This window comes from Alteromonas sp. Cnat2-8 (assembly GCF_022348355.1).
Lineage (GTDB): Bacteria > Pseudomonadota > Gammaproteobacteria > Enterobacterales > Alteromonadaceae > Alteromonas > Alteromonas macleodii.
In genome coordinates, this window is the sequence record NZ_JAKREX010000006.1 from 15,696 (window position 1) to 34,681 (window position 18,986).

Here is an 18,986-nt window from a genome sequence, read left to right on the forward strand (position 1 = left end):
TTCTACGTATAGATAAAAAGCGCTCAAGGCATGCCATTGTTAAGCAATGCCGTTGAGCGCTTTTCGTCTTATAGGCTTTTAGAAGCGGTAAGTTAGTTTAGAGTATACGAAGCGGCCACGCGGGTTGTGCACGCCGCCTACATAGCCGTATAAGTCGCCATCACCATCACCGATAGCAAACGGAGGCTCTTCGTCAAGCAAGTTGTTTGAACCAATTACAAGGCGAAGGTTATCGCTGTAGTTGTAACCAAACTGCAAGTCCACCAACATTTGAGAATCAACCGTTCTCGAGGTGTTTTCTTCAAAGTCCAACACACCGTCGAAATCAATGTCAGGCGTGTCTTCAAACTCACCAACAAAGCTAATGTTCAAGTTGGCATCGAACGCACCTTTAGACCAGGTTGTGCCGAATAACCAACGGTGTTCTGGATAGCCATATTCGCCAGTGTACTCAAGACCGTCTTTTTCGAACTCGTTCATGTAAGACCAATCAAGGTTAAAGCGTACGTTACCGAACTCTTGCAACTCCATACGGTAGTTAGCGCTGAAATCAACACCAGACGCTTCTTGAGATGATACGTTTTGGTAGGTGTTGAAAATCTTTTGAATTACACCTAATGACTCGCCTGGCTGCGGATCTAAGCGAACACAGATTGTGCTGTCTTGGTTATTACATTCCGCGTCGTAAACTAAACCGAATTGCTGCTCATCAATTTTGTTATCCTGCGTAATACTCCATACATCAATGCTCAGGCCTAATTCTTGAGTAGGTGCGTAGATAACTCCTACGTTCCAAGATTCTGACTCTTCTGCATCCAAGTTAGGGTTACCCGCAAACTCGATATTGTAATCCAACGATTCACAATCTTGACCTGTTGCATCACAGCGATATTTGTCTACGAAGAAAACACTTTTCTGTGATGGGCCGAGGCCAACTTGTGCAAGAGACGGTGCTCTAAAGCCCTGAGCCCATGAACCGCGCACGGTTACTTCATCACTTGGCGCCCAACGTAATGCTATTTTAGGGTTAGTTGTACTACCAAAGTCACTGTAATGGTCGTAGCGGCCAGCTAGTTGAAGCTCAAGCTGTTCAGCTAAGGGTATAGATAGCTCTAAGTATGCAGCATACTGGTCGCGTTCAGCAGAGGCAGAAACCGATTCTGTACCGAAGATTAATCCGCGCTGGAACTGAACATCAGGAACGTCAGATACTTGCTCTTCGCGATATTCAACACCTGCTGCCATCATGACAACATCGTCGCCGAAGCTGAATGCTTCACCGGTAATGTGAGCGTCAACGCTGGTCATTCGAGATTCACCACGGCGCACAAGGCTAGTAGTAATATCATCAATTACACTTTGTGGGTTAGTAACGCCACCAAACGGGTTGTAGTTACCAAGGTTAATTTGTTCCTGAAGCCAGTCAACGCGAACCCAACCTTGTGACTGATCACCACTTTGTTCTGAACGGCTGCGGCCTTTTTGTACAGATGCTTCCCAATCGTAATCATTGAACGTGCCACGAAGGCCAGCGACTAAACGAAGGGTGTCAGATTCGATATCCCAGCGACGGGCACCTGCGTCAACAGGGCGGTAGCGACCAATTTCAATGTCTTGTCCAAACGGGTTATCAGGATGAGTACCCGGAACGGTTAAACCAGCATCTTCATCAAGAGGTGTTGCTGCACCGCCTGCTTCAGACGTGTTGTGCTGCATTGCAACTTCCATAAATGCTGTGGTTTCGTCGCCAATTTTATAGTCGAACTGACCAATAAAGCCTACGCGCTCAGAAGCCGGGATGGTTAAACCAAATGGGCCATAATCGAACAGACAGCTGCCAGACGCCGTTGCGCTATCTTCTGGACAATCAGGGTCGATAGTTTTAACACCATCCACATAGAAGTAACCTGGGTAACCTCGTGAAGAACGGAAGTCCATACCACCATAAGGTGATTGGTTAGCTGTTCCGAATCGACCCATTTCGTCAGCGCCAAGCGTGCTGTTGTTGAAATAGTCGATGATAACTGTAGCACTGCTTTTTTCGCTTTGAGAGCCCCATAGAATACTGGCGGTGGTCTCATCATAGCTTGGGCCTGTTGTACCACCATAACCTGCATTAATCTCTAGACCTTCGTAGTCTTTCTTCAGTACTACGTTTACTACACCAGCAACAGCGTCTGAGCCGTAAATCGCAGAAGCGCCATCTTTTAATATATCGATTCGTTCGATGGCAGATACAGGAATAGAGTTAATATCAACAAATGAGTTAGTGATACTTTCAGCAAAGGCACTTATTGCCACGCGACGTCCGTTTATTAGAACAAGCGTTGCATCTGGTCCCATACCTCTGAGGGATACCGCTGCCGCGCCATTGGCTGTTGAATCTTGGCTGTTATTACGTGTCGAGAAAGTACCCGCACCTGTGGCCGGCATACGCTCGAGTAATTGTTGAAGGTTTTCATAGCCCATGCCTTCAATCATTGTTGCATCTATTGATTGAATAGGTGAAGGGCCTTCCATATCTGTACGTTTGATACGAGAACCGGTGACTGCAATTCGTTCAAGGTTGGCTGCTTCTTCGTCAGCTTGCTGTGCATACGCAGGAGATAGAGAGGTTAATCCTGAAAGTGCTAATCCCACTGCAATTGCACTTACTTTACGACCTTGTTTCATTGTTATTTCCTTATTTCCATTTTACTTGTTGTGTGTTTTTGCAACACGATGATGTTGCAAAATTATGAATAGCACTCCTAATACTTAAGTTGCAATAGGGGAAAACACGAAAGATGTGACACTTGGTTACAAAGTGTGTAAACCATGTATTACTTTTTTAAATGTGAAGCGGGATGAAGCAGCCGTGAAGTTAAACTAAAAACAGCGTAAAAATAAAGGGTTGCGGCTTAGTTAATTGGTGTTGAGGAAATGGGAATTTGATAAGGAACAAGACCGCTATTTGTAATTCATTAGTAAGAATTTACGTATATGCAATTGCCCCTACATTTTTCTTTATATACGTAAATATCACCGCTTTATCAGATCTGACCAGATTTTTTTTGCCGAAAAATTGAACGCAAGTAAAGGTCTAGCTTGGCCTTTTTGCAAGTAAGGGTATTGTTCAGCCCTACTGAAGTGATGTGAAAAGCCTGTCTTTTCGCGGTAAATACATATCGTCCGGATCTAGTGAAAATGCAACTGAGTTGGCTTTGCCCTGAATTTCTTCAATTGGAATGAAGCCATAATAACGAGAATCAACGCTATTGTTCCTATTATCCCCCATTGCCAGCACGTGATCTCTGGGCACAGTGATCAAATTAAAGTTTTTCGCAGGGCTAGGTAATGGGTTAAGCGCTATGGTTCGTGTTTGGCCTAAAATCTGCTCGGAATAAAGATTGTGACCTTTGACGCTTAACGTTGCTTTTTCACCATTGATAAAAAGAACGTTGTTTTCTAATTTGACCTTATCACCTTCAATGGCAACCACACGTTTAATGAGTCTGGTATCAGCTGCATTACTGTCAATGATTACAATGTCACCGCGATTGATGTTACCAGTTTTCGCGACAACAACGTCTGTGAACGGCAGTTCTAGCGTGTAGGCTGATTTATCAACCACTACGCGGTCGCCTACTTGTATGGTGGGCTCCATAGAGCCTGTAGGGACATAATACCAATCAGCAACACTGCTTCGAAACGAGAAAAGCAAAACCATAAATAAAATGAAAGGCAGGTTGTTCTTAACGCTCTGTTTTAGATTTAACACGGCTTCGGTTCTCACTTTTCGTAGATTGCTCGTTAGATCAAAGTTTTATCACGACATGGCTTGTGTAATAGATGTAGATTGTAAATTACCTAATTTGTTCAAAATTGAGGTGTGGAAAATGTAACGAACTATGTCGGTAGCTAATTAAGGTTGCTCTAGCTATAGGGTATTGAGCGTTGAAAAAAAGCAATAAAACTCATATCAATCATATGTTTATATTTCACTCTGTAAAAGATGAACGCCGCCCGTTTAGGCATGCTTAAAATGTCTGAAATAGGAATGTCATGGCACTGGTGGTGCACTTGTGGTACTTGTTACATTTTTGACTGGCAAAGAACATACATAATGCTTGAAACATTCAAACGAACAAGAATGTACACTGCAATTGCTGTAATAACATTAAGTGCAGTTTCGACAGGGTGTACGCATAACACCAATGATCCACAAAATGTACGAACTGCTTCCGATATAACCAGCGAAACAACCACTAATGCAGATAATAGTACTGCTTCCCTAAATACGTCACTGTTCAACGTGGACTACGAGCGTTTTACTCTGGATAACGGGCTTACCGTTGTACTGCACGTTGACAGGTCTGATCCCGTTGCTGCAGTCGCCCTCACTGCGCATGTGGGTTCAGCCAGAGAAAAAGAAGGGCGAACAGGCTTTGCGCACTTGTTTGAACACTTACTTTTTCTCGAATCAGAGAACTTGGGAAAAGGCGGTCTTGATAAACTCAGTGCGAAAATTGGCGGCTCAGGTGCAAATGGCTCGACGAGTCGTGATAGTACCAATTACTTCCAAACTGTACCCATTGATGCTTTAGAAAAAATGATCTGGGCTGAAGCCGATAAGTTGGGATTTTTCATTAATACCGTAACAGACCCTGTGCTCGCCAAAGAAAAGCAGGTGGTGAAAAACGAAAAGCGCCAGAGTGTGGATAATCGTCCTTATGGTCACAATCAATATGTGATTGATAAAAACCTTTACCCTGAAGGGCATCCTTATAGTTGGCAAGTGATTGGGTCGTTAGATGATCTGCAAAACGCAACGCTTGCTGACGTGAAAGAGTTTTTCAAAAAATGGTATGTACCTAATAATGTGGTGCTTACCATCGCGGGTGATATTGACGTAAATCAAACTAAAGCGTGGGTTAAAAAGTATTTCGATGAAATTCCTGCGGGAGAGCAAATCAATAAATTACCGCCTCAACCTGCGAAGCTCAATGAGACTAAAAAACGATTCCATATAGATAATTTTGCACAAGCGCCACTTTTAACTATGGTGTGGCCAACCGTACCTGAATATCACGATGACTATTATCCACTTCAAGTACTTTCTCAGTATTTAAGCCAAGGCAAAAATGCTCCGCTGAACAAGGTGCTTGTTGACGAGAAGAAGCTCACCAGTGATGTTTATCTTTATGGCTATGATGCTGAGATCGCTGGACAGCTACAGCTGCAGGTTATGGCATTTAATGGCGTGAACTTAAACACTGTTGCAGATGGAGTTAACGAAGCGTTCGCCCGCTTTGAGAAAGCCGGGATTTCTTCCAAGGATTTGGCGCGCATAAAAGCAGGTCAAGAAACAGAATTTTATCAAGGACTTTCAAGCGTCTTAGGTAAAGGTTTTCAATTGGCGCAATACGAAATCTTTGCGGGCGGGGCTGAATTTATCAGCCAAGATGTTCAGAAAATTCTGGGCGTTTCACAACAAGATGTAATGCGTGTTTATAGCACCTATATCAAGGATAAACCGTTTGTCGCCACTAGCTTTGTACCTAAGGGACAGCAAGAGTTGGTGTTAAGCGGCTCTACTGAAGCTAATGTAGTGGAGGAGCAAATTGTCGCGGGTGCGGAAGAGAGCTTTGATGCGTCAGTTGCGGCTGAATACGAACGTACTCCGTCATCGTTTGATCGCACGAAAGAGCCTGCTTATGGTGAATCAATAGAAATTACACCACCTAAGGTTTGGCAAAATACACTGTCGTCTGGCATCAAAATAACGGGTATTGCTAATGACGAAGTGCCATTGGTCGCGTTTGAGTTAAAGCTAGATGGTGGCATGCTTCTAGACTCAGAAGGTAAAACAGGAACCGCCAATTTACTTGCCGCAACCTTGCTTAAAGGTACGGCGGAAAAAACACCCGAGCAGCTGGAACAGGAAATTGAGCTTTTAGGCGCTTCTCTGGAGGCCAGTGCTTCTGAAACTGACATTACTATTAGCGGAACGGTATTGTCTAAGCACTACAGTGACTTAATGCAGCTTGTCACTGAAGTGATACTTTCTCCTCGCTTTGATGAACAAGAGTTTGAATTAGCTAAAGACGATACAATCAACCAGATTGAACAAATAAAAGCGAACCCTAATGCCATTGCATCGGTTGAGTTTAAAACACTGCTTTACGGAAAGGCGCATCCGTTTGCTCAAACGGTTCTTGGTGATAAGCAAACTGTAGATGACACAACGCTCGAAGATGTTAAAAAGTATTACGAGAAATACTTCACACCGTCATTGGCAAAGTTCCATGTTGTGGGAGACATCAAACAACAGGACGTTGTAAAAAGCCTAGCGCCACTTAATGCGCGATGGTTACCAAAAGATGTTACTTTTGCGAAGGTACCAGAGCCCAAGCTGCCAGAAAGCGCCCAACTCTTTTTCTATGACGTTCCTGGGGCTAAACAGTCAGTGCTCTATTTCGGCCATTCCGCCCCGAATGTTACTCATGATGATGCTTATAAAGTCAGTGTGATGAATTATCGTTTAGGCGGGGGCGGTTTCGCCTCACAGCTTATGCAGGAACTACGTGAAAACAAAGGCTACACCTATGGCATTCGTTCATCGTTTTCTAGCGATCAATATACGGGTGAATTCACCATACGAAGCGCCGTAAGGTCGAACGTTACCTTAGAAGCAACGCGAGCTATCATGGATATATTAGCAGCGTTTGGCACAAACTATTCAGATGAAGATTTAGACGTTACGAAAGGGTTTACACTTAAATCTGGCGCTAGGGCGTTTGAAACGTTAGGCGCTAAATTGAATATGGTTAGCGAAATTAGCGACTTTGGCTTGCCCAATGATTACGTTTTACAGCAAGAAGCTGAGGTAAAAGCGTTAACCGTTGGTGAGATAAAGCGCCTTTACGGTAAATATGTACATCCTGATAGAATGATTTGTTTGATAGTAGGGGACAAAGATACCCAGTTCGAACGTTTAGATGCGCTTGGATTAGGGAAACCAACCTTGCTGAACCCTTAATTCATATTTGACGTTTTGCGAGCATTATAAGGCTCGTCAATAAACCAAAGCCCGTGTGAAAAGCGTTCACGCGGGCTTTTTTATTAAAATGAGTGCTATATCTGAAATAGGCAAAATTATTGTGACCAAAAACGTGCTTAATCAACGTAACCGAATAGGGTGGTCTGTTAGTGCCTGTTAAATAACTGTGTCGTAGACCAAATACTATGTAATTGAGGCAAACGTCCTAGTTAAGCAAAGAGATGCAGGAGACATGAGTGACGGAAAAAATAAAGGAGTCTGGGCGCCAAGAGCAAGACGTTGCCCTTAGTCATACTGAAGAAAAAGATGTACGAGATAATCAGAGCTTAAATTCTGTTTCTTTGTACGCCATTGTCCACAGGGAAGGGTTAGAAGAACTTCAGCGTCCTATGATGTCATTGTGGTGGTCTGGTGTGGCGGCAGGCATTGGCATCTCGATTTCAATTCTTGCTGAAGGAATTTTGCATCACCTCTTTGCAAATTCTCCCAATCAGTTTGTTATCGAAAACCTGGGCTATACGGTTGGTTTCGTGCTGGTGATTGTTGGTCGACTTCAATTGTTTACCGAAAATACGCTTTCGGTCATTCTACCCTTGTTGAGTAAACCTTCGTTCAATATGGGCTTTTGCATTGCGCGCCTGTGGTTCATCGTTTTCACCGCCAATATGTTCGGCACCTTTTTGGCTGCGTTTTTCAGCTTTTCGCTGCAATCTGTTCCACCAGAGCTGGTTGAAGGGATGACCGCTATTTCTGAACATTATGCCAAGCTATCACCATCAGACGCTTTCTCATACGGCATTACGTCCGGGTTTATCATTGCCGCTATTGTTTGGATGAAGCCTTCGGTTAAGCATTCTCAAATATTGATGATAGTTATTTTTACTTATTTAATTGCTATAGGAAATTTTACGCACGTGATAGCCGGTTCAACAGAACTTTTCTTGTTAGCACTGCAAAATAAAATAAGCGTTCTTGAAACACTCTCACTAATTGGTGCAACATTACTAGGAAATATTGTGGGCGGAACGGGGCTGTTCGCGCTGCTGGCTTATGGCCAAGTGGTAAGGGAAATCGAGAAATAGAGAAGTCAAAAAGTGCCCCTTGGTGTGCAAACAGTGGTTAATTGAAATTAGCTGCGTTATAACATGCCGTTTAAACCACTAAGGGGTTACGGTGCTTCGCTTTCTAACAACAATAATTCTTGTCGGAAGTGCATTTTCATGTGCTTTTGCTGAATCAATCATTAAACCTATCATTTCTGAAGCGTCTGTTTCGTTACCTAGAAGCAAAATGGTGACAATAGAAGATACGGAAACTGCACGTAAATATACGTTATTTGTACAGTTGCCAAAAAGCTATAACACATCTCCTTCCAAGGATTACCCCGTAATATACACAACAGATGCGCCTTACAGTTTTCCTATTATCGTAGGCTCTATGCGAATGCCAGTAAACGTAGGCCAAATGGAAGAAGCGGTCATAGTGGGGTTGTCTTATTCCCTAGAATCAAAAGGCGTAGAGAGTAGAGTAAGGGACTACACTCCTGCCATAGCCAATAGTTGGAAACTGGAAACCGGTCTTGCTGCTGAGTATCTGTCATTTATTAGACGAGATGTATTAACATTTATTGAGTCTACATATCGAGTAGACGCCAATCGACGGACTTTTATTGGGCATTCATTAGGCGGGCTATTTGGCGGCTACGTGCTCATGCAATCTCCTGAAACCTTTTCTAACTATGTGCTTGTTAGCCCTTCAGTGTGGTTTAATGACGATTACTTACTAACCTTAGAAATGGCTGAAACTCAATCGCCCAAGCGTGTTTACATTGGTGTGGGAAGCTTAGAAACGCCTGAGTTTGGCGAGGGTCAAGATATGGTTGCGGGGAGCAAAGCATTGGCAAGTAAAATCAACGCTAAGGCAGATCAAAACATAACACTACAATTGCATGTTATCGGCGGTGCGTCACATGCGAGCGTGTTTCCCACCGTTGCTATCCAAGGGATCGATTGGATATTGGGAACGCCGCGCTAGTCGCGTTTCTTTAACCGAGGGCTCACTTTTTGTTCGATTGTTAGACAGGCTAAGCAGTGTTAATTTCAATAAAGTGCAAAGCTCTGCGATACAAAAATGCCCTTCGTGTAGAAAACGAGAAGGGCATTTTTATATAAGAATGTAATTTAAATCAACGCCTTAATCAGTACGCTAGTTACCGAGTTGTTGAAAGTAGAAACATTACTGCACTTTGAGAGTTAAGACCTCAAAATTTGCTTTTTTCTTCGAAAAACTAAAAAAGCTAAAGCACTCATCATTAAGCTAAAGGTTACTGGAGCGTTTACAGGAGTGTTTGTTGGTATTGAGGATGTATTTGTGAACGTGGCCGAAAGTATTCCATGAGTACTTGCATAGGAGCCTGTTCCGGATGTGAATCCCAAGAATGCATCGGTTGAACCTAAAATAGAGGCCACATCTAAAATTCGTGAAATGCTACCTCCTTTCGTTGAATCGGTTTCCATGGACCAAGAAACATCGAAAAGCTTGCTAATTCCGTCGAAAGTTATCAGAACATTCCAAACATCGCCTTCATTGAATCGGAATGGTTCATTGACGTTATTAGAGGTATTAACGTTGCCGTTAATACCTATGCCAACGTGGTTGCCGTTATTATTATCCCAACTGGTGTTATTAAAGGTATCAAACTCAACCGCAACTGAATTATTTATACCTTGATATCCTAAACCACCACCAGCACCGCCCACGTTTGCATTTTGTGTCTGTATTACAAAAGCAAGACCGTCTGCTCCTAAGCCGTCAGTATCACCGCCTAAACTGTTATTGTCTATTTTGAAAGAAAAGCTTGTCGCAAATGAAGAGTCGTTGATGAGAGAGATTGCATTTGTGGTAAAAACTGAACCGCCTTGCCACGCAATATTATTCGTTAGCTGCAGGTTGTTATTTACTACCTGCGTGTTGCCGTTTAGCGTAAGCCCCGTAGTGTCGGAGAAATCATTGTACTCAATGACTGTTGCAAAAGACGAGAAGCTTCCTAAAAGCAAAAAGCATGAAAGTACTTTTTTCATTACATATCCTTATGTGGTTAGTGAACATTGTTAATTAAACAATCACAGTGTAAGCATTATCCATGCCTTCAGGTAATCACATTGAAAGTATGAGATTTTTTCTGCGAATACGAACTCATTGTAAAAAAAGTGGACAATTTTAGAGCGATGTTTAGCTTTTTGAGGAGCGTTGGGAGATGTATTTAGGAGTTCAAAGGCCTCTAATACGTGAACGTTTAGAGGCCTTGATGTTAACTTTTGCGTAGATCGCTGTTGCTATTATTATTTATGACGCTCACGCAGCACGTTAAGTGCATCGTTAAGGGACATATCGCTCGCCTGAAGCAGTACCGTCAAGTGGTACAACAAGTCAGCGGCTTCGTTTTTAAGCTCTTCTTTGTCGTGTACAGTCGCAGCCAATGCGGTTTCTACACCTTCTTCGCCCACTTTCTGCGCTATGCGCTTAATGCCTTTGTTGTAAAGGCTAGCGGTATAGCTACTTTTAGGATCAGCGTCTTTACGGGAAGCCAATACACGCTCTAAATCTGCAAGAAACGTAAAGGCTGGTGTGTTGCCGTCGAACCAACAGCTTTCAACACCAGTGTGGCATGTCGGGCCGTTAGGGTTGGCAAGTACCAACAGTGAATCTTGATCGCAGTCACAAGCAACGCTCACTAAATCTAGCGTGTTACCAGATGTTTCACCCTTGGTCCAAAGACGCTGTTTTGAACGGCTGAAGAATGTCACTTTGCCCGTTTCAAGGGTTTTCGCCAATGCGTCTTGGTCCATGTAGCCCTGCATTAATACCTTGCCAGACAGTGCGTCTTGCACAATGGCGGGTAGTAGGTTGTCCATTTTGTCCCAAGCTAATTTATTGCTGTTTTCGTTAGTAATGATCACGGGTTTACTCCTTCTGCTTGCGCCGTTAATCCGTGACGCTTACGCATGGCAACGCTATTGCTGGTCAACTCTGCTTTCAACTCATCAATGTTGATGATGCCTTTGTGAAATACTGATGCTGCAAGCGCGCCATCTACGTCAGCCTGTTGAAACACATCCGTAAAGTGGGCAATTTCACCTGCGCCACCCGACGCAATTAGCGGCACTTCACAGACATCGCGCACTGCTTTCAGCTGTTTCACGTCGTAGCCTTTGCGCACGCCGTCTTGGTTCATGCAGTTCAGAACAATTTCACCCGCACCGCGCGACTGAACTTCTTTAATCCAATCGATGGTCTGCCATTGGCTTTTTTGAGTACGCGCTTCATCACCAGTGAATTTGTACACTTCGTATTGGTCGGTTGCTTCGTTATAGAAACTGTCGATACCAATCACGACGCACTGTTGTCCATAAACGTCGTGCAACTGGTTAATAAGGTCTGGATTATTAAGGGCAGGGGAGTTAATCGAAATCTTATCTGCACCCATTTCCAAAATGCGCCCAGCGTCTTCAATACTCTTAATGCCGCCAGCAACACAAAAAGGGATATCAATAACCTGTGCTATACGGCTTACCCAGCTCTTGTCTACCACGCGGGCATCAGAACTTGCGGTGATATCGTAAAATACCAACTCGTCGGCCCCCGCTTTTGCGTATTGCTCGGCAAGAGGCACAATATCACCAATAATTTCATGATTTCTAAACTGAACGCCTTTAACGACTTTGCCGTCGCGTACGTCTAGGCACGGTATTATGCGTTTTGCCAGCATGCAATAGCCTCCTTCACCGTGAATTTACCTTCAAGTAGTGCGCGGCCTAAAATTACGCCACCAACGTTTGTGGGTTTTAGCGCTTCGATATCAGCGATGCTGCCAATACCGCCAGACGCTTGCCAGCTAACGTGTGGGAAACGGGCTGCCATTTCTTGATACAGCTCAGTGTTCGCACCTTGTAGCGTGCCGTCGCGGCTAATGTCGGTACACAGCACATGCTTTGCGCCTACTGTAGCGAAGTCTTCAAGCAAGCCTTCAAGGGCTACGCCAGAATTCTCTTGCCAGCCGTGGGTAGCAATAAGCTTTTCACCGCTGTCGCTAATATTGATATCAAGGGCCAATACAATGTGCTCTGGGCCGTATTTTTCTACCCAAGACTTCACAAGCTCGGGTTGTTTTACCGCCAAAGAACCAATCACTACGCGGCTTACGCCCGTTTCTAGTAATTGCGCCACTTCTTCTTCACTACGAATACCGCCGCCGGCTTGAAACTGCATGCGCTTGGTATCGACCATAGACTTAATTAGTGAAAGCTGACGTTTGGTTGTGTCTTTAGCGCCTGTTAGGTCAACAATGTGCAGCCAGGTTGCACCTTGGTCGGCATAGTCGTGAACCACGTCTACTGGGTCCAGTTCGTATTGGGTTTTCTGCTCGTAGTCGCCTTGATAAAGGCGTACTACGCGTCCGTCAATAAGATCAATCGCTGGAATAATCATTATAGGTTCACAAAGTTAGTCAGTAATTGTGCTCCGGCCTCGCCAGAACGTTCTGGGTGAAATTGCACCCCGTAAAAGTTGTCTTTATTTATCGCTGCTGAAAAAGTATTACCATAAGTGCAGCTTGCAAGCGTGTGCTCGTATTCAGGAACGGCAAAACTGTGCACAAAGTAAAAGTAGGTATCTTGTGGGATGCCCTTAAATAAACTTTCTTCTTTATGAGAGACTGTGTTCCAACCCATATGAGGTAAGCGCACGCCTTTTGATTCCATGCGAGCCACATGACCTGGCATTAGGTTCAAACAGTCGATGTTGCCTGTACCTTGAAAACCACCTTCAGCGCTGGTTTCAACCATAAGTTGCATGCCTAAACATACGCCTAGCACAGGTTGGGTAAGCGACTGCAGGGTTTCCACTAACGCTTTTTGCTTAATGCTTGCCATCGCTGCTGCCGCTGTTCCTACGCCGGGTAAAAACACTTTATCAGCGCTTTTAATCACGTTTACATCGTCAGATACGTCCACTTCAACGCCTAAGCGCTCAAGGGCAAAGCGTACCGATGAAATGTTCGCGCAGCCGGTATTTACTATGACTATTTTTTGTCGCTGGCTGGGGTTTACCACTGACATTACAGGGCTCCTTTACTACTTGGTAGCGCGTCGCCTTGGCGCGTAATGGCTTGACGTAGCGCACGGCCAAATACTTTAAACAGGCTTTCTACTTGGTGGTGTGCATTACCTTCGCTGGTGGAAAGGTGTAGCGATAGCCCCATGCTTTGTGCAAGTGAATAGAAGAAGTGCGGCACCATTTCTGTGGCCATTTCACCTACTTGGTCGCGGCTAAATTCAGCATCAAATTTAAGGTGTGGACGGTTTGATATGTCCATAATACATTCCGCACGACATTCATCCATTGGCAACGCGAAACCAAAGCGACCAATACCGCGTTTGTCGCCTAGTGCCTTTTTAAGCGCTTCACCAAGGGCAAGCGCGGTGTCTTCTACACTGTGGTGATCGTCAATGTGCAAATCGCCATCGGTAGTCAGGTTTAGCTCGAAGCCACCGTGGGTCGCAATTTGGTCAAGCATGTGGTCAAAAAAGCCCATGCCGGTTTGAATTGTCGACTTAGCCTGCGAATCAAGATCTACACGCACGCGAATGTCGGTTTCAGAGGTGGTACGTACCACCTCTGCAATACGTGAAGACGCTAACAAGCTTTTCTGAATATCGTTCCAGTTTAAGCTTTCACGGTTGTACTGAAAACTGCGAATTCCCATGTTTTCAGCAAGCTGTACATCGGTAATTCTGTCACCAATAACAAACGAACGAGTGAAGTCCACTTTGCCTTGCTGTAGGTATTCTTGTACTAAGCCAAGCTTTGGTTTGCGGCATGTGCAGTTATCAGCATCGAAGTGCGGGCAAATAAGCACGTCGTCAAACACTACACCCTGGCTTTCGAAAATGGCCATCATGGCATTGTGTGGCTTGTCGAAGTCTTCTTGCGGGAAACTGTCTGTACCCAAGCCGTCTTGGTTACTTACCATCACGAGTTTAAACCCAGCTGCTTTTAGTTTAAGTAGCACAGGAATAACGTTTGGCTCGAAAACAAGCTTCTCTAAACTATCTAATTGCTTATCTACTGGCGGCTCTTCTACGAGTGTACCGTCGCGGTCAATAAATAAAATGGCTTGCTGACTCATGCCGCGTCCTCATTATTTTTAAATTCGTTAATTAGCTGCATTAAACGCTGGTTTTGCTCTTCAGTGCCTATGCTTACGCGTAAACAGTTTTGTAAGTTAAGCTGTTTTGATTGATCGCGAATAAGCATGCCTTGGCTTACCAAGTACTGCATTAGGGCTTGCGCTTTTGCGTAGCGGAATAAGATAAAGTTTGCTCGTCTATCACCCACTAATTCAAAGCCTTCAATAGATTTCAGCGCTTCGGCTAGCGCCTCTTTTTCACGGTTAATGGTAGCCACCTGAAGCTCAAGTAACGTTAGCGACTCAGCCGACAATGCTTGTGCAGCAATCTGCGCTACTGGCTCTGGAATGGGATAGGGCGCTATCACTTTAAGTAGTGCTTGGATGACGGGTGCCTGAGCAAGTGTAAAACCACAGCGAAGACCGGCAAGAGCAAACGCTTTAGACAGCGTACGAAGTACCACCAAGTTTGGATAGTTGTTTATTTCATTTGCCCACGTATTGTCGGCATCGAACTCAATATACGCTTCATCTACAACAACCAGTGCTTTATCGGCAAAGTGATTGAGCACGGTTTTAATGTCTTCACGAGCAACTGGCGTACCGGTTGGATTGTTGGGCGCACAGATGAAAATCACGTTAACGTCATCTTCAGCGCATACAGCATTCACGTTAAGGCTAAAGTCGTCGTTAAGCGGCACTTTCTTAATGCCCACATCACAGGTTTCAGCACTGATTGCATACATACCGTAGGTAGGCGGGCATATCAGAATGCTGTCTTTACCCGGCGTGCAGAAGGTGCGAATAAGCAACTCAATGCCTTCATCTGCGCCGCGGGTAACAATAAGCTGCGATTTGTCTAGCCCGGCGTAGTTTGCGTAACCACTGACTACCGCTTCGGGCTGACATGACGGATAGCGGTTAAAGTTACTGCTATCTACGCTGTATTCGTTGGCATAAGGTGACTCGTTGGCATTAAGCCAGTCTTGACCGCCTGAAAACAAGCGACGAGCCGATTCATACGGCTTTAGCGGCACTAAATTTTCGTTAATTAGGTTATCGATAAGTGCCGACATTAGGCGTCTCCTTGCTTAAGTGCCTGCATGCGAAGTGCAACGGCCTGTTCGTGTGCATCCAAGCCCTCGGCAGCTGCAAGTGCCATAATCGCAGGGCCTAAATTACGCATGCCGTCTGCGCTTAGTTCTTGAATAGTGTAGCGACGCATAAAGTCTAATAATCCAAGGCTAGAGTAATTCTTAGCATAGCCATAGGTTGGCAGTACGTGGTTAGTGCCCGACGCGTAATCACCTGCAGATTCTGGTGACCACGGGCCTAGGAATATAGAGCCTGCGTATTTAATTTGTGGCAAATAATCACGGGTATTCTCTATTTGTACAATTAAGTGCTCAGCAGCGTAGGCGTTACTTGCTTCAATGGCTTGCTCAATGGAATCAGCCAAAATATAACGCGCATTTTCCATAGCAGGGCGGGCAATCTCAGCGCGAGATAGGGTTGCTAATTGACGTTCAACCGCGGCTTTTGCTTCTTCAATAAGTGTAGCGCTGTTAGACACCAAAATAGCCTGCGAGTCTGGACCGTGCTCGGCTTGGGAAAGCAGGTCGGCCGCTACAAACTCAGGGTTTGCGAACTCATCAGCAAGTACCAACACTTCTGATGGGCCGGCCGGCATATCAATAGCTGCACCATCAGCACGTTGGCTTACTTGCTGTTTAGCTTCAGTCACAAAGCTGTTACCCGGGCCAAAAATCTTATCTACTTGAGGAACGCTGTCTGTTCCCAAGGCCATAGCGGCGATTGCTTGGGCACCACCACACAAGAAGATCTTGTCGATGCCGCATTTTCTGGCCGCATACGCAATTTCAGGCGCGATAAGCTGTTCTTTGTTTGGTGGAGTACAAAGTAGCTTATTTTCGCAGCCCGCCACCAATGCAGGTACGCCTAGCATCAATACGGTAGAAGGAAGCGGCGCGCTGCCGCCTGGAATATAAAGACCCACTGCATCAAGGGCGGTGAAGCGCAGCTCGCATTTAACACCAGGCGTTGTGGTTAGCGCGATATCACTAGGCATTTGCGCTTCGTGAAACATTTTTATGTTGTTGAACGCAGTATCGATAGCACTTGCTACCTCTGGCGTTACCTTCGCAGCAAGAGCATCAATGTTTTCTTGTGAAAGTACAAGGCTAGTTAAGTCTGGGCAGTCAAATTTACGTGTGTAATCAAGTACTGCCTCATCGCCTTCTTTTTCAACGCGGGCGATAATGTCGCCCACGGTCTGCTTTAACTGTTGGCTATTGGCCATAGCCGGGCGGGCTAGCGCCTGTTTTTTCTCATTTACCGAAAGAGATGACCAAGTAATCATAATTGCCTGCCTTTTAGCCCATCATTTTTTCGATTGGCATTACAAGAATAGAGCTACAACCAAGGGCTTTAAGTTTCTCCATGGTTTCCCAGAACAAGGTCTCTGTAGAAACAACGTGGATAGCAACTTGTTCTTCATTTCCAGCAAGTGGTAGAACCGTAGGATTTTCAGCACCTGGAAGTAGGCTTTTCACCTGCTCTAAATACGCTTTTGGTGCGTGTAGCATGATGTACTTGCTTTCTTTTGCTAGTAATACGCCATCAACACGTGGCATTAGTCGGTTAACCAGTGTTTCTTTCTCGTCGCTAAGCTCGCCATCAGCGCGCTTAATAAGTACCGCTTTACTGCGGAAAATAACGTCTTTTTCAACAAGACCGTTAGCTTCAAGGGTTGCACCGGTAGATACAAGGTCACAGATAGCGTCAGCTACACCTGCTCGTGGGGCCACTTCCACAGAACCTTGTAGCATTACAGCCTTTGCATTTATGCCTTGTTCTTTGAAGTAGCGCTCAAGTAGGTAGGGGTAAGTTGTTGCTACTTTTTTGCCTTCTAGCGACTGGATTCCTTGATAATCCATCTCATTAGGTACCGCAATAGACAGGCGGCAGCCGCCGTAGTCTAGACGACGTAATACTTCATATTCGAATGGCTTGCCCGCAGCTTTACGCTCTAGCATTTTCTCTTCTAGCTCATTTTCGCCAATAAAGCCTAGGTCTACTACACCATCCATAACAAGACCTGGAATATCGTCGTCACGCACGCGAAGCAAATCAATAGGCTGGTTCGTAGAATGCGCAATCAGCAGGCGATCACGAATATTGAGTTTAATGCCTATAGCTTTCAGTAGGGCAATGCTGTCATCGCTCAATCGACCTGATTTCTGTACGGCAATTCGAAGTCTTTTGCTGTTACTCATTGAAACGTTCCTTACACGTTGTGTTTTAACTTTTGATTGCGCCTAAAACGAAAAAACCCCGGAAGTTTCCTTCCGAGGGTCGAGAATTTGTTTTATCTGCGCCACTGGAAGGATACATAGACCTTCCAGCACGAACCTGAAAGGTTATGCTTTGTGGTGATGGTGATGTTTCGTCGCGCAGTTAATCATTTTGAAAATTTTAATTCCTAATTTCGAACAGCTGAAACATTAGCGTTTTGAATTAGGATTTGCAAGGCTAAAGTGAACTCTTTTGGCACATTAACTCTAATTTAATGTGTATATAATAAAACAATTCGTTATGAATTAGTTTTGAACCGTAATTTTAGGCAACTCGTTGCCGATAAGTTATAGAGACAAATGCAAACTTCTGGAGGGCGTATGAGCAACGATCTACTGTTTCCCATTTTGCCTCGCAACACAAAAGTGCCGATTGAGACGGACGACCGCGTGAAGAAAGTGCAAAAAACCAAAAAGTCCGAGCACTTTAGTGAAGAAGAGCGCGATCAGTTTCAAGACGTGAAGCGAACTGAGATTATCGAAAAATCAGCTGAAAACTCGAAAGATAAAGAGCGAGGTAACAGCGAGGGTGGGCTTAAGCATATTGATATTGATGTTTAGCGAAACTTGTTAGCGTTAGGTTTTGCTCGCATTGAGTTCTTCAAATAAAGCCGCAATTTGATTCGTCACTTTGTGCTTAGGTAAGTAGAAAGGCAGCGGCATTCGCTTAGAGTGAGACTCTTTCACTTTTACCGTGGCACTTATATAACTTTCTAACACTGGCAAATCTTGCTGCTTAAGTGTCTCAATTAACTCTCTTGGAAGCTTTGCTTGGCTATTGAATTGATTAACAACAATACCCAACAAACGCAGTTCAGGGTTGTGGTCTTCTTTTAGTTCCATTGCATTTTCAAGTAAACGCTCAATCGCCTGTGCCGAGAAGTCGTCGCAATCAAAGGGGACGCAAAAGCCATCAGCAGCAATAAGTGCCGCTTTAGAATAAAAATTAAAATTAGGAGGCGTGTCGATAAAAATGTTGTCGAATTCGTCTTTTAACTCCTTTAACGCGTCTTTAAGTTTAAAAATTTTGTATCGTGATTCGAGCTCTCGCTCGACTTCTGCCAACGCAGGAGAAGAAGGCATAACGAAGAGGTTTTCATAAGGCGTTGCATGCACGAACGCGTTAGGCTTCTTGGCTGTTCTGAAAATGCCAACTACTTGTTTGAACATATCGGCCACGGTAAGGCTTTGTTCTCTGGCGTTAAATCCCACGTAGTGAGTACTATTTCCCTGAGCGTCTAAGTCTACCAATAAGGTCTTATGACCCAGCTTAGCGCTTTGCGCAGTTAAATTGGTGCTAATGGTCGATTTGCCTACGCCGCCTTTTTGATTAAACACCACGATTATCATAAGAAATCCCTTCGTTAGTTGTGTTTAAAATATG

16 protein-coding genes and 1 other annotated feature are annotated in these 18,986 nt (G+C 44.6%); of the genes, 4 read left to right on the forward strand and 12 right to left on the reverse strand.

The window, feature by feature from the left end:
* Positions 1-78: 78 nt before the first annotated feature.
* Both MHN00_RS15985 and lepB read right to left on the reverse strand, forming a co-directional pair.
* Entirely contained in the window at positions 79-2,673 is a 2,595-nt protein-coding gene (locus MHN00_RS15985; RefSeq protein WP_239301764.1) for a TonB-dependent receptor, read from the reverse strand.
* 448 nt (positions 2,674-3,121) lie between these two features.
* Positions 3,122-3,775, reverse strand: coding sequence for a signal peptidase I (gene lepB / locus MHN00_RS15990; protein WP_061486123.1), 654 nt, complete (start codon positions 3,773-3,775; stop codon positions 3,122-3,124).
* Between the two features lie 330 nt (positions 3,776-4,105).
* Here lepB and MHN00_RS15995 point away from each other — a divergent pair, with 330 nt between their 5' ends.
* The 3 genes from MHN00_RS15995 to MHN00_RS16005 all read left to right on the forward strand — a co-directional run bounded on the left by MHN00_RS15995 (position 4,106) and on the right by MHN00_RS16005 (position 9,076).
* Positions 4,106-7,021: a pitrilysin family protein gene (locus MHN00_RS15995; protein WP_343213224.1), complete on the forward strand. Its 2,916-nt coding sequence runs from the start codon at positions 4,106-4,108 to the stop codon at positions 7,019-7,021.
* A 257-nt stretch (positions 7,022-7,278) separates the two neighbouring features.
* Positions 7,279-8,124: a formate/nitrite transporter family protein gene (locus tag MHN00_RS16000; RefSeq protein ID WP_014950037.1), complete on the forward strand. Its 846-nt coding sequence runs from the start codon at positions 7,279-7,281 to the stop codon at positions 8,122-8,124.
* 91 nt (positions 8,125-8,215) lie between these two features.
* On the forward strand, positions 8,216-9,076 hold the full coding sequence (locus MHN00_RS16005) for an alpha/beta hydrolase-fold protein (RefSeq protein ID WP_239301767.1): 861 nt from the start codon (positions 8,216-8,218) through the stop codon (positions 9,074-9,076).
* Positions 9,077-9,294: 218 nt separating this feature from the next.
* On the opposite strand, the gene MHN00_RS16010 is transcribed toward MHN00_RS16005, so the two are convergent.
* The 9 genes from MHN00_RS16010 to hisG all read right to left on the reverse strand — a co-directional run bounded on the left by MHN00_RS16010 (position 9,295) and on the right by hisG (position 17,524).
* Positions 9,295-10,122 (reverse strand): hypothetical protein, encoded by an 828-nt coding sequence (locus MHN00_RS16010; RefSeq protein WP_239301768.1) that lies wholly within the window; start codon positions 10,120-10,122, stop codon positions 9,295-9,297.
* Between the two features lie 261 nt (positions 10,123-10,383).
* Complete coding sequence (gene hisIE / locus MHN00_RS16015; protein WP_239301769.1) at positions 10,384-11,001, reverse strand: bifunctional phosphoribosyl-AMP cyclohydrolase/phosphoribosyl-ATP diphosphatase HisIE; 618 nt, start codon at positions 10,999-11,001, stop codon at positions 10,384-10,386.
* Positions 10,998-11,810, reverse strand: a complete 813-nt coding sequence (gene hisF / locus MHN00_RS16020) for an imidazole glycerol phosphate synthase subunit HisF (RefSeq protein ID WP_239301770.1) — start codon at positions 11,808-11,810, stop codon at positions 10,998-11,000. The genes hisIE and hisF overlap by 4 nt, the downstream gene beginning before the upstream one ends.
* Positions 11,792-12,529, reverse strand: a complete 738-nt coding sequence (hisA, locus tag MHN00_RS16025) for a 1-(5-phosphoribosyl)-5-[(5-phosphoribosylamino)methylideneamino]imidazole-4-carboxamide isomerase (protein ID WP_014979741.1) — start codon at positions 12,527-12,529, stop codon at positions 11,792-11,794. The genes hisF and hisA overlap by 19 nt, the downstream gene beginning before the upstream one ends.
* Entirely contained in the window at positions 12,529-13,158 is a 630-nt protein-coding gene (gene hisH, locus MHN00_RS16030) for an imidazole glycerol phosphate synthase subunit HisH (protein ID WP_039225202.1), read from the reverse strand. Before hisH ends, hisA begins: the two co-directional genes overlap by 1 nt.
* On the reverse strand, positions 13,158-14,228 hold the full coding sequence (gene hisB, locus MHN00_RS16035) for a bifunctional histidinol-phosphatase/imidazoleglycerol-phosphate dehydratase HisB (protein WP_014950030.1): 1,071 nt from the start codon (positions 14,226-14,228) through the stop codon (positions 13,158-13,160). Before hisB ends, hisH begins: the two co-directional genes overlap by 1 nt.
* Positions 14,225-15,304, reverse strand: a complete 1,080-nt coding sequence (hisC, locus tag MHN00_RS16040; RefSeq protein WP_239301771.1) for a histidinol-phosphate transaminase — start codon at positions 15,302-15,304, stop codon at positions 14,225-14,227. The genes hisB and hisC overlap by 4 nt, the downstream gene beginning before the upstream one ends.
* Positions 15,304-16,608: a histidinol dehydrogenase gene (hisD, locus tag MHN00_RS16045; protein ID WP_239301772.1), complete on the reverse strand. Its 1,305-nt coding sequence runs from the start codon at positions 16,606-16,608 to the stop codon at positions 15,304-15,306. The genes hisC and hisD overlap by 1 nt, the downstream gene beginning before the upstream one ends.
* Before the next feature lie 13 nt (positions 16,609-16,621).
* The gene (hisG, locus tag MHN00_RS16050; RefSeq protein ID WP_014950027.1) at positions 16,622-17,524 is read right to left on the reverse strand and encodes an ATP phosphoribosyltransferase; all 903 of its coding nucleotides are present in this window, start codon (positions 17,522-17,524) and stop codon (positions 16,622-16,624) included.
* Positions 17,525-17,574: 50 nt separating this feature from the next.
* Positions 17,575-17,693, reverse strand: a sequence feature (His leader region).
* Positions 17,694-17,923: 230 nt separating this feature from the next.
* Between hisG and MHN00_RS16055 the strand changes: the two genes are divergently transcribed.
* Positions 17,924-18,163 carry a hypothetical protein gene (locus tag MHN00_RS16055; protein ID WP_014950026.1) on the forward strand — a complete coding sequence of 80 codons (240 nt, stop codon included), beginning with the start codon at positions 17,924-17,926 and terminating at the stop codon, positions 18,161-18,163.
* Between the two features lie 15 nt (positions 18,164-18,178).
* Here the strand turns inward: MHN00_RS16055 and MHN00_RS16060 are convergent, their stop codons facing one another.
* Positions 18,179-18,952: a ParA family protein gene (locus MHN00_RS16060; RefSeq protein ID WP_239301773.1), complete on the reverse strand. Its 774-nt coding sequence runs from the start codon at positions 18,950-18,952 to the stop codon at positions 18,179-18,181.
* Positions 18,953-18,986 lie beyond the last annotated feature (34 nt).

Excerpts from the sequence above, each read along its gene's own strand:
- hisD (WP_239301772.1), bottom strand. The coding sequence starts at position 16,608 with ATGATTACTTGGTCATCTCTTTCGGTAAATGAGAAAAAACAGGCGCTA.
- MHN00_RS16010 (WP_239301768.1), bottom strand. The coding sequence starts at position 10,122 with ATGAAAAAAGTACTTTCATGCTTTTTGCTTTTAGGAAGCTTCTCGTCT.
- MHN00_RS15985 (WP_239301764.1), bottom strand. The coding sequence starts at position 2,673 with ATGAAACAAGGTCGTAAAGTAAGTGCAATTGCAGTGGGATTAGCACTT.
- hisF (WP_239301770.1), bottom strand. The coding sequence starts at position 11,810 with ATGCTGGCAAAACGCATAATACCGTGCCTAGACGTACGCGACGGCAAA.
- hisG (WP_014950027.1), bottom strand. The coding sequence starts at position 17,524 with ATGAGTAACAGCAAAAGACTTCGAATTGCCGTACAGAAATCAGGTCGA.
- hisB (WP_014950030.1), bottom strand. The coding sequence starts at position 14,228 with ATGAGTCAGCAAGCCATTTTATTTATTGACCGCGACGGTACACTCGTA.
- hisH (WP_039225202.1), bottom strand. The coding sequence starts at position 13,158 with ATGTCAGTGGTAAACCCCAGCCAGCGACAAAAAATAGTCATAGTAAAT.
- MHN00_RS16060 (WP_239301773.1), bottom strand. The coding sequence starts at position 18,952 with ATGATAATCGTGGTGTTTAATCAAAAAGGCGGCGTAGGCAAATCGACC.
- MHN00_RS15995 (WP_343213224.1), top strand. The coding sequence starts at position 4,106 with ATGCTTGAAACATTCAAACGAACAAGAATGTACACTGCAATTGCTGTA.
- hisA (WP_014979741.1), bottom strand. The coding sequence starts at position 12,529 with ATGATTATTCCAGCGATTGATCTTATTGACGGACGCGTAGTACGCCTT.
- hisC (WP_239301771.1), bottom strand. The coding sequence starts at position 15,304 with ATGTCGGCACTTATCGATAACCTAATTAACGAAAATTTAGTGCCGCTA.
- MHN00_RS16055 (WP_014950026.1), top strand. The coding sequence starts at position 17,924 with ATGAGCAACGATCTACTGTTTCCCATTTTGCCTCGCAACACAAAAGTG.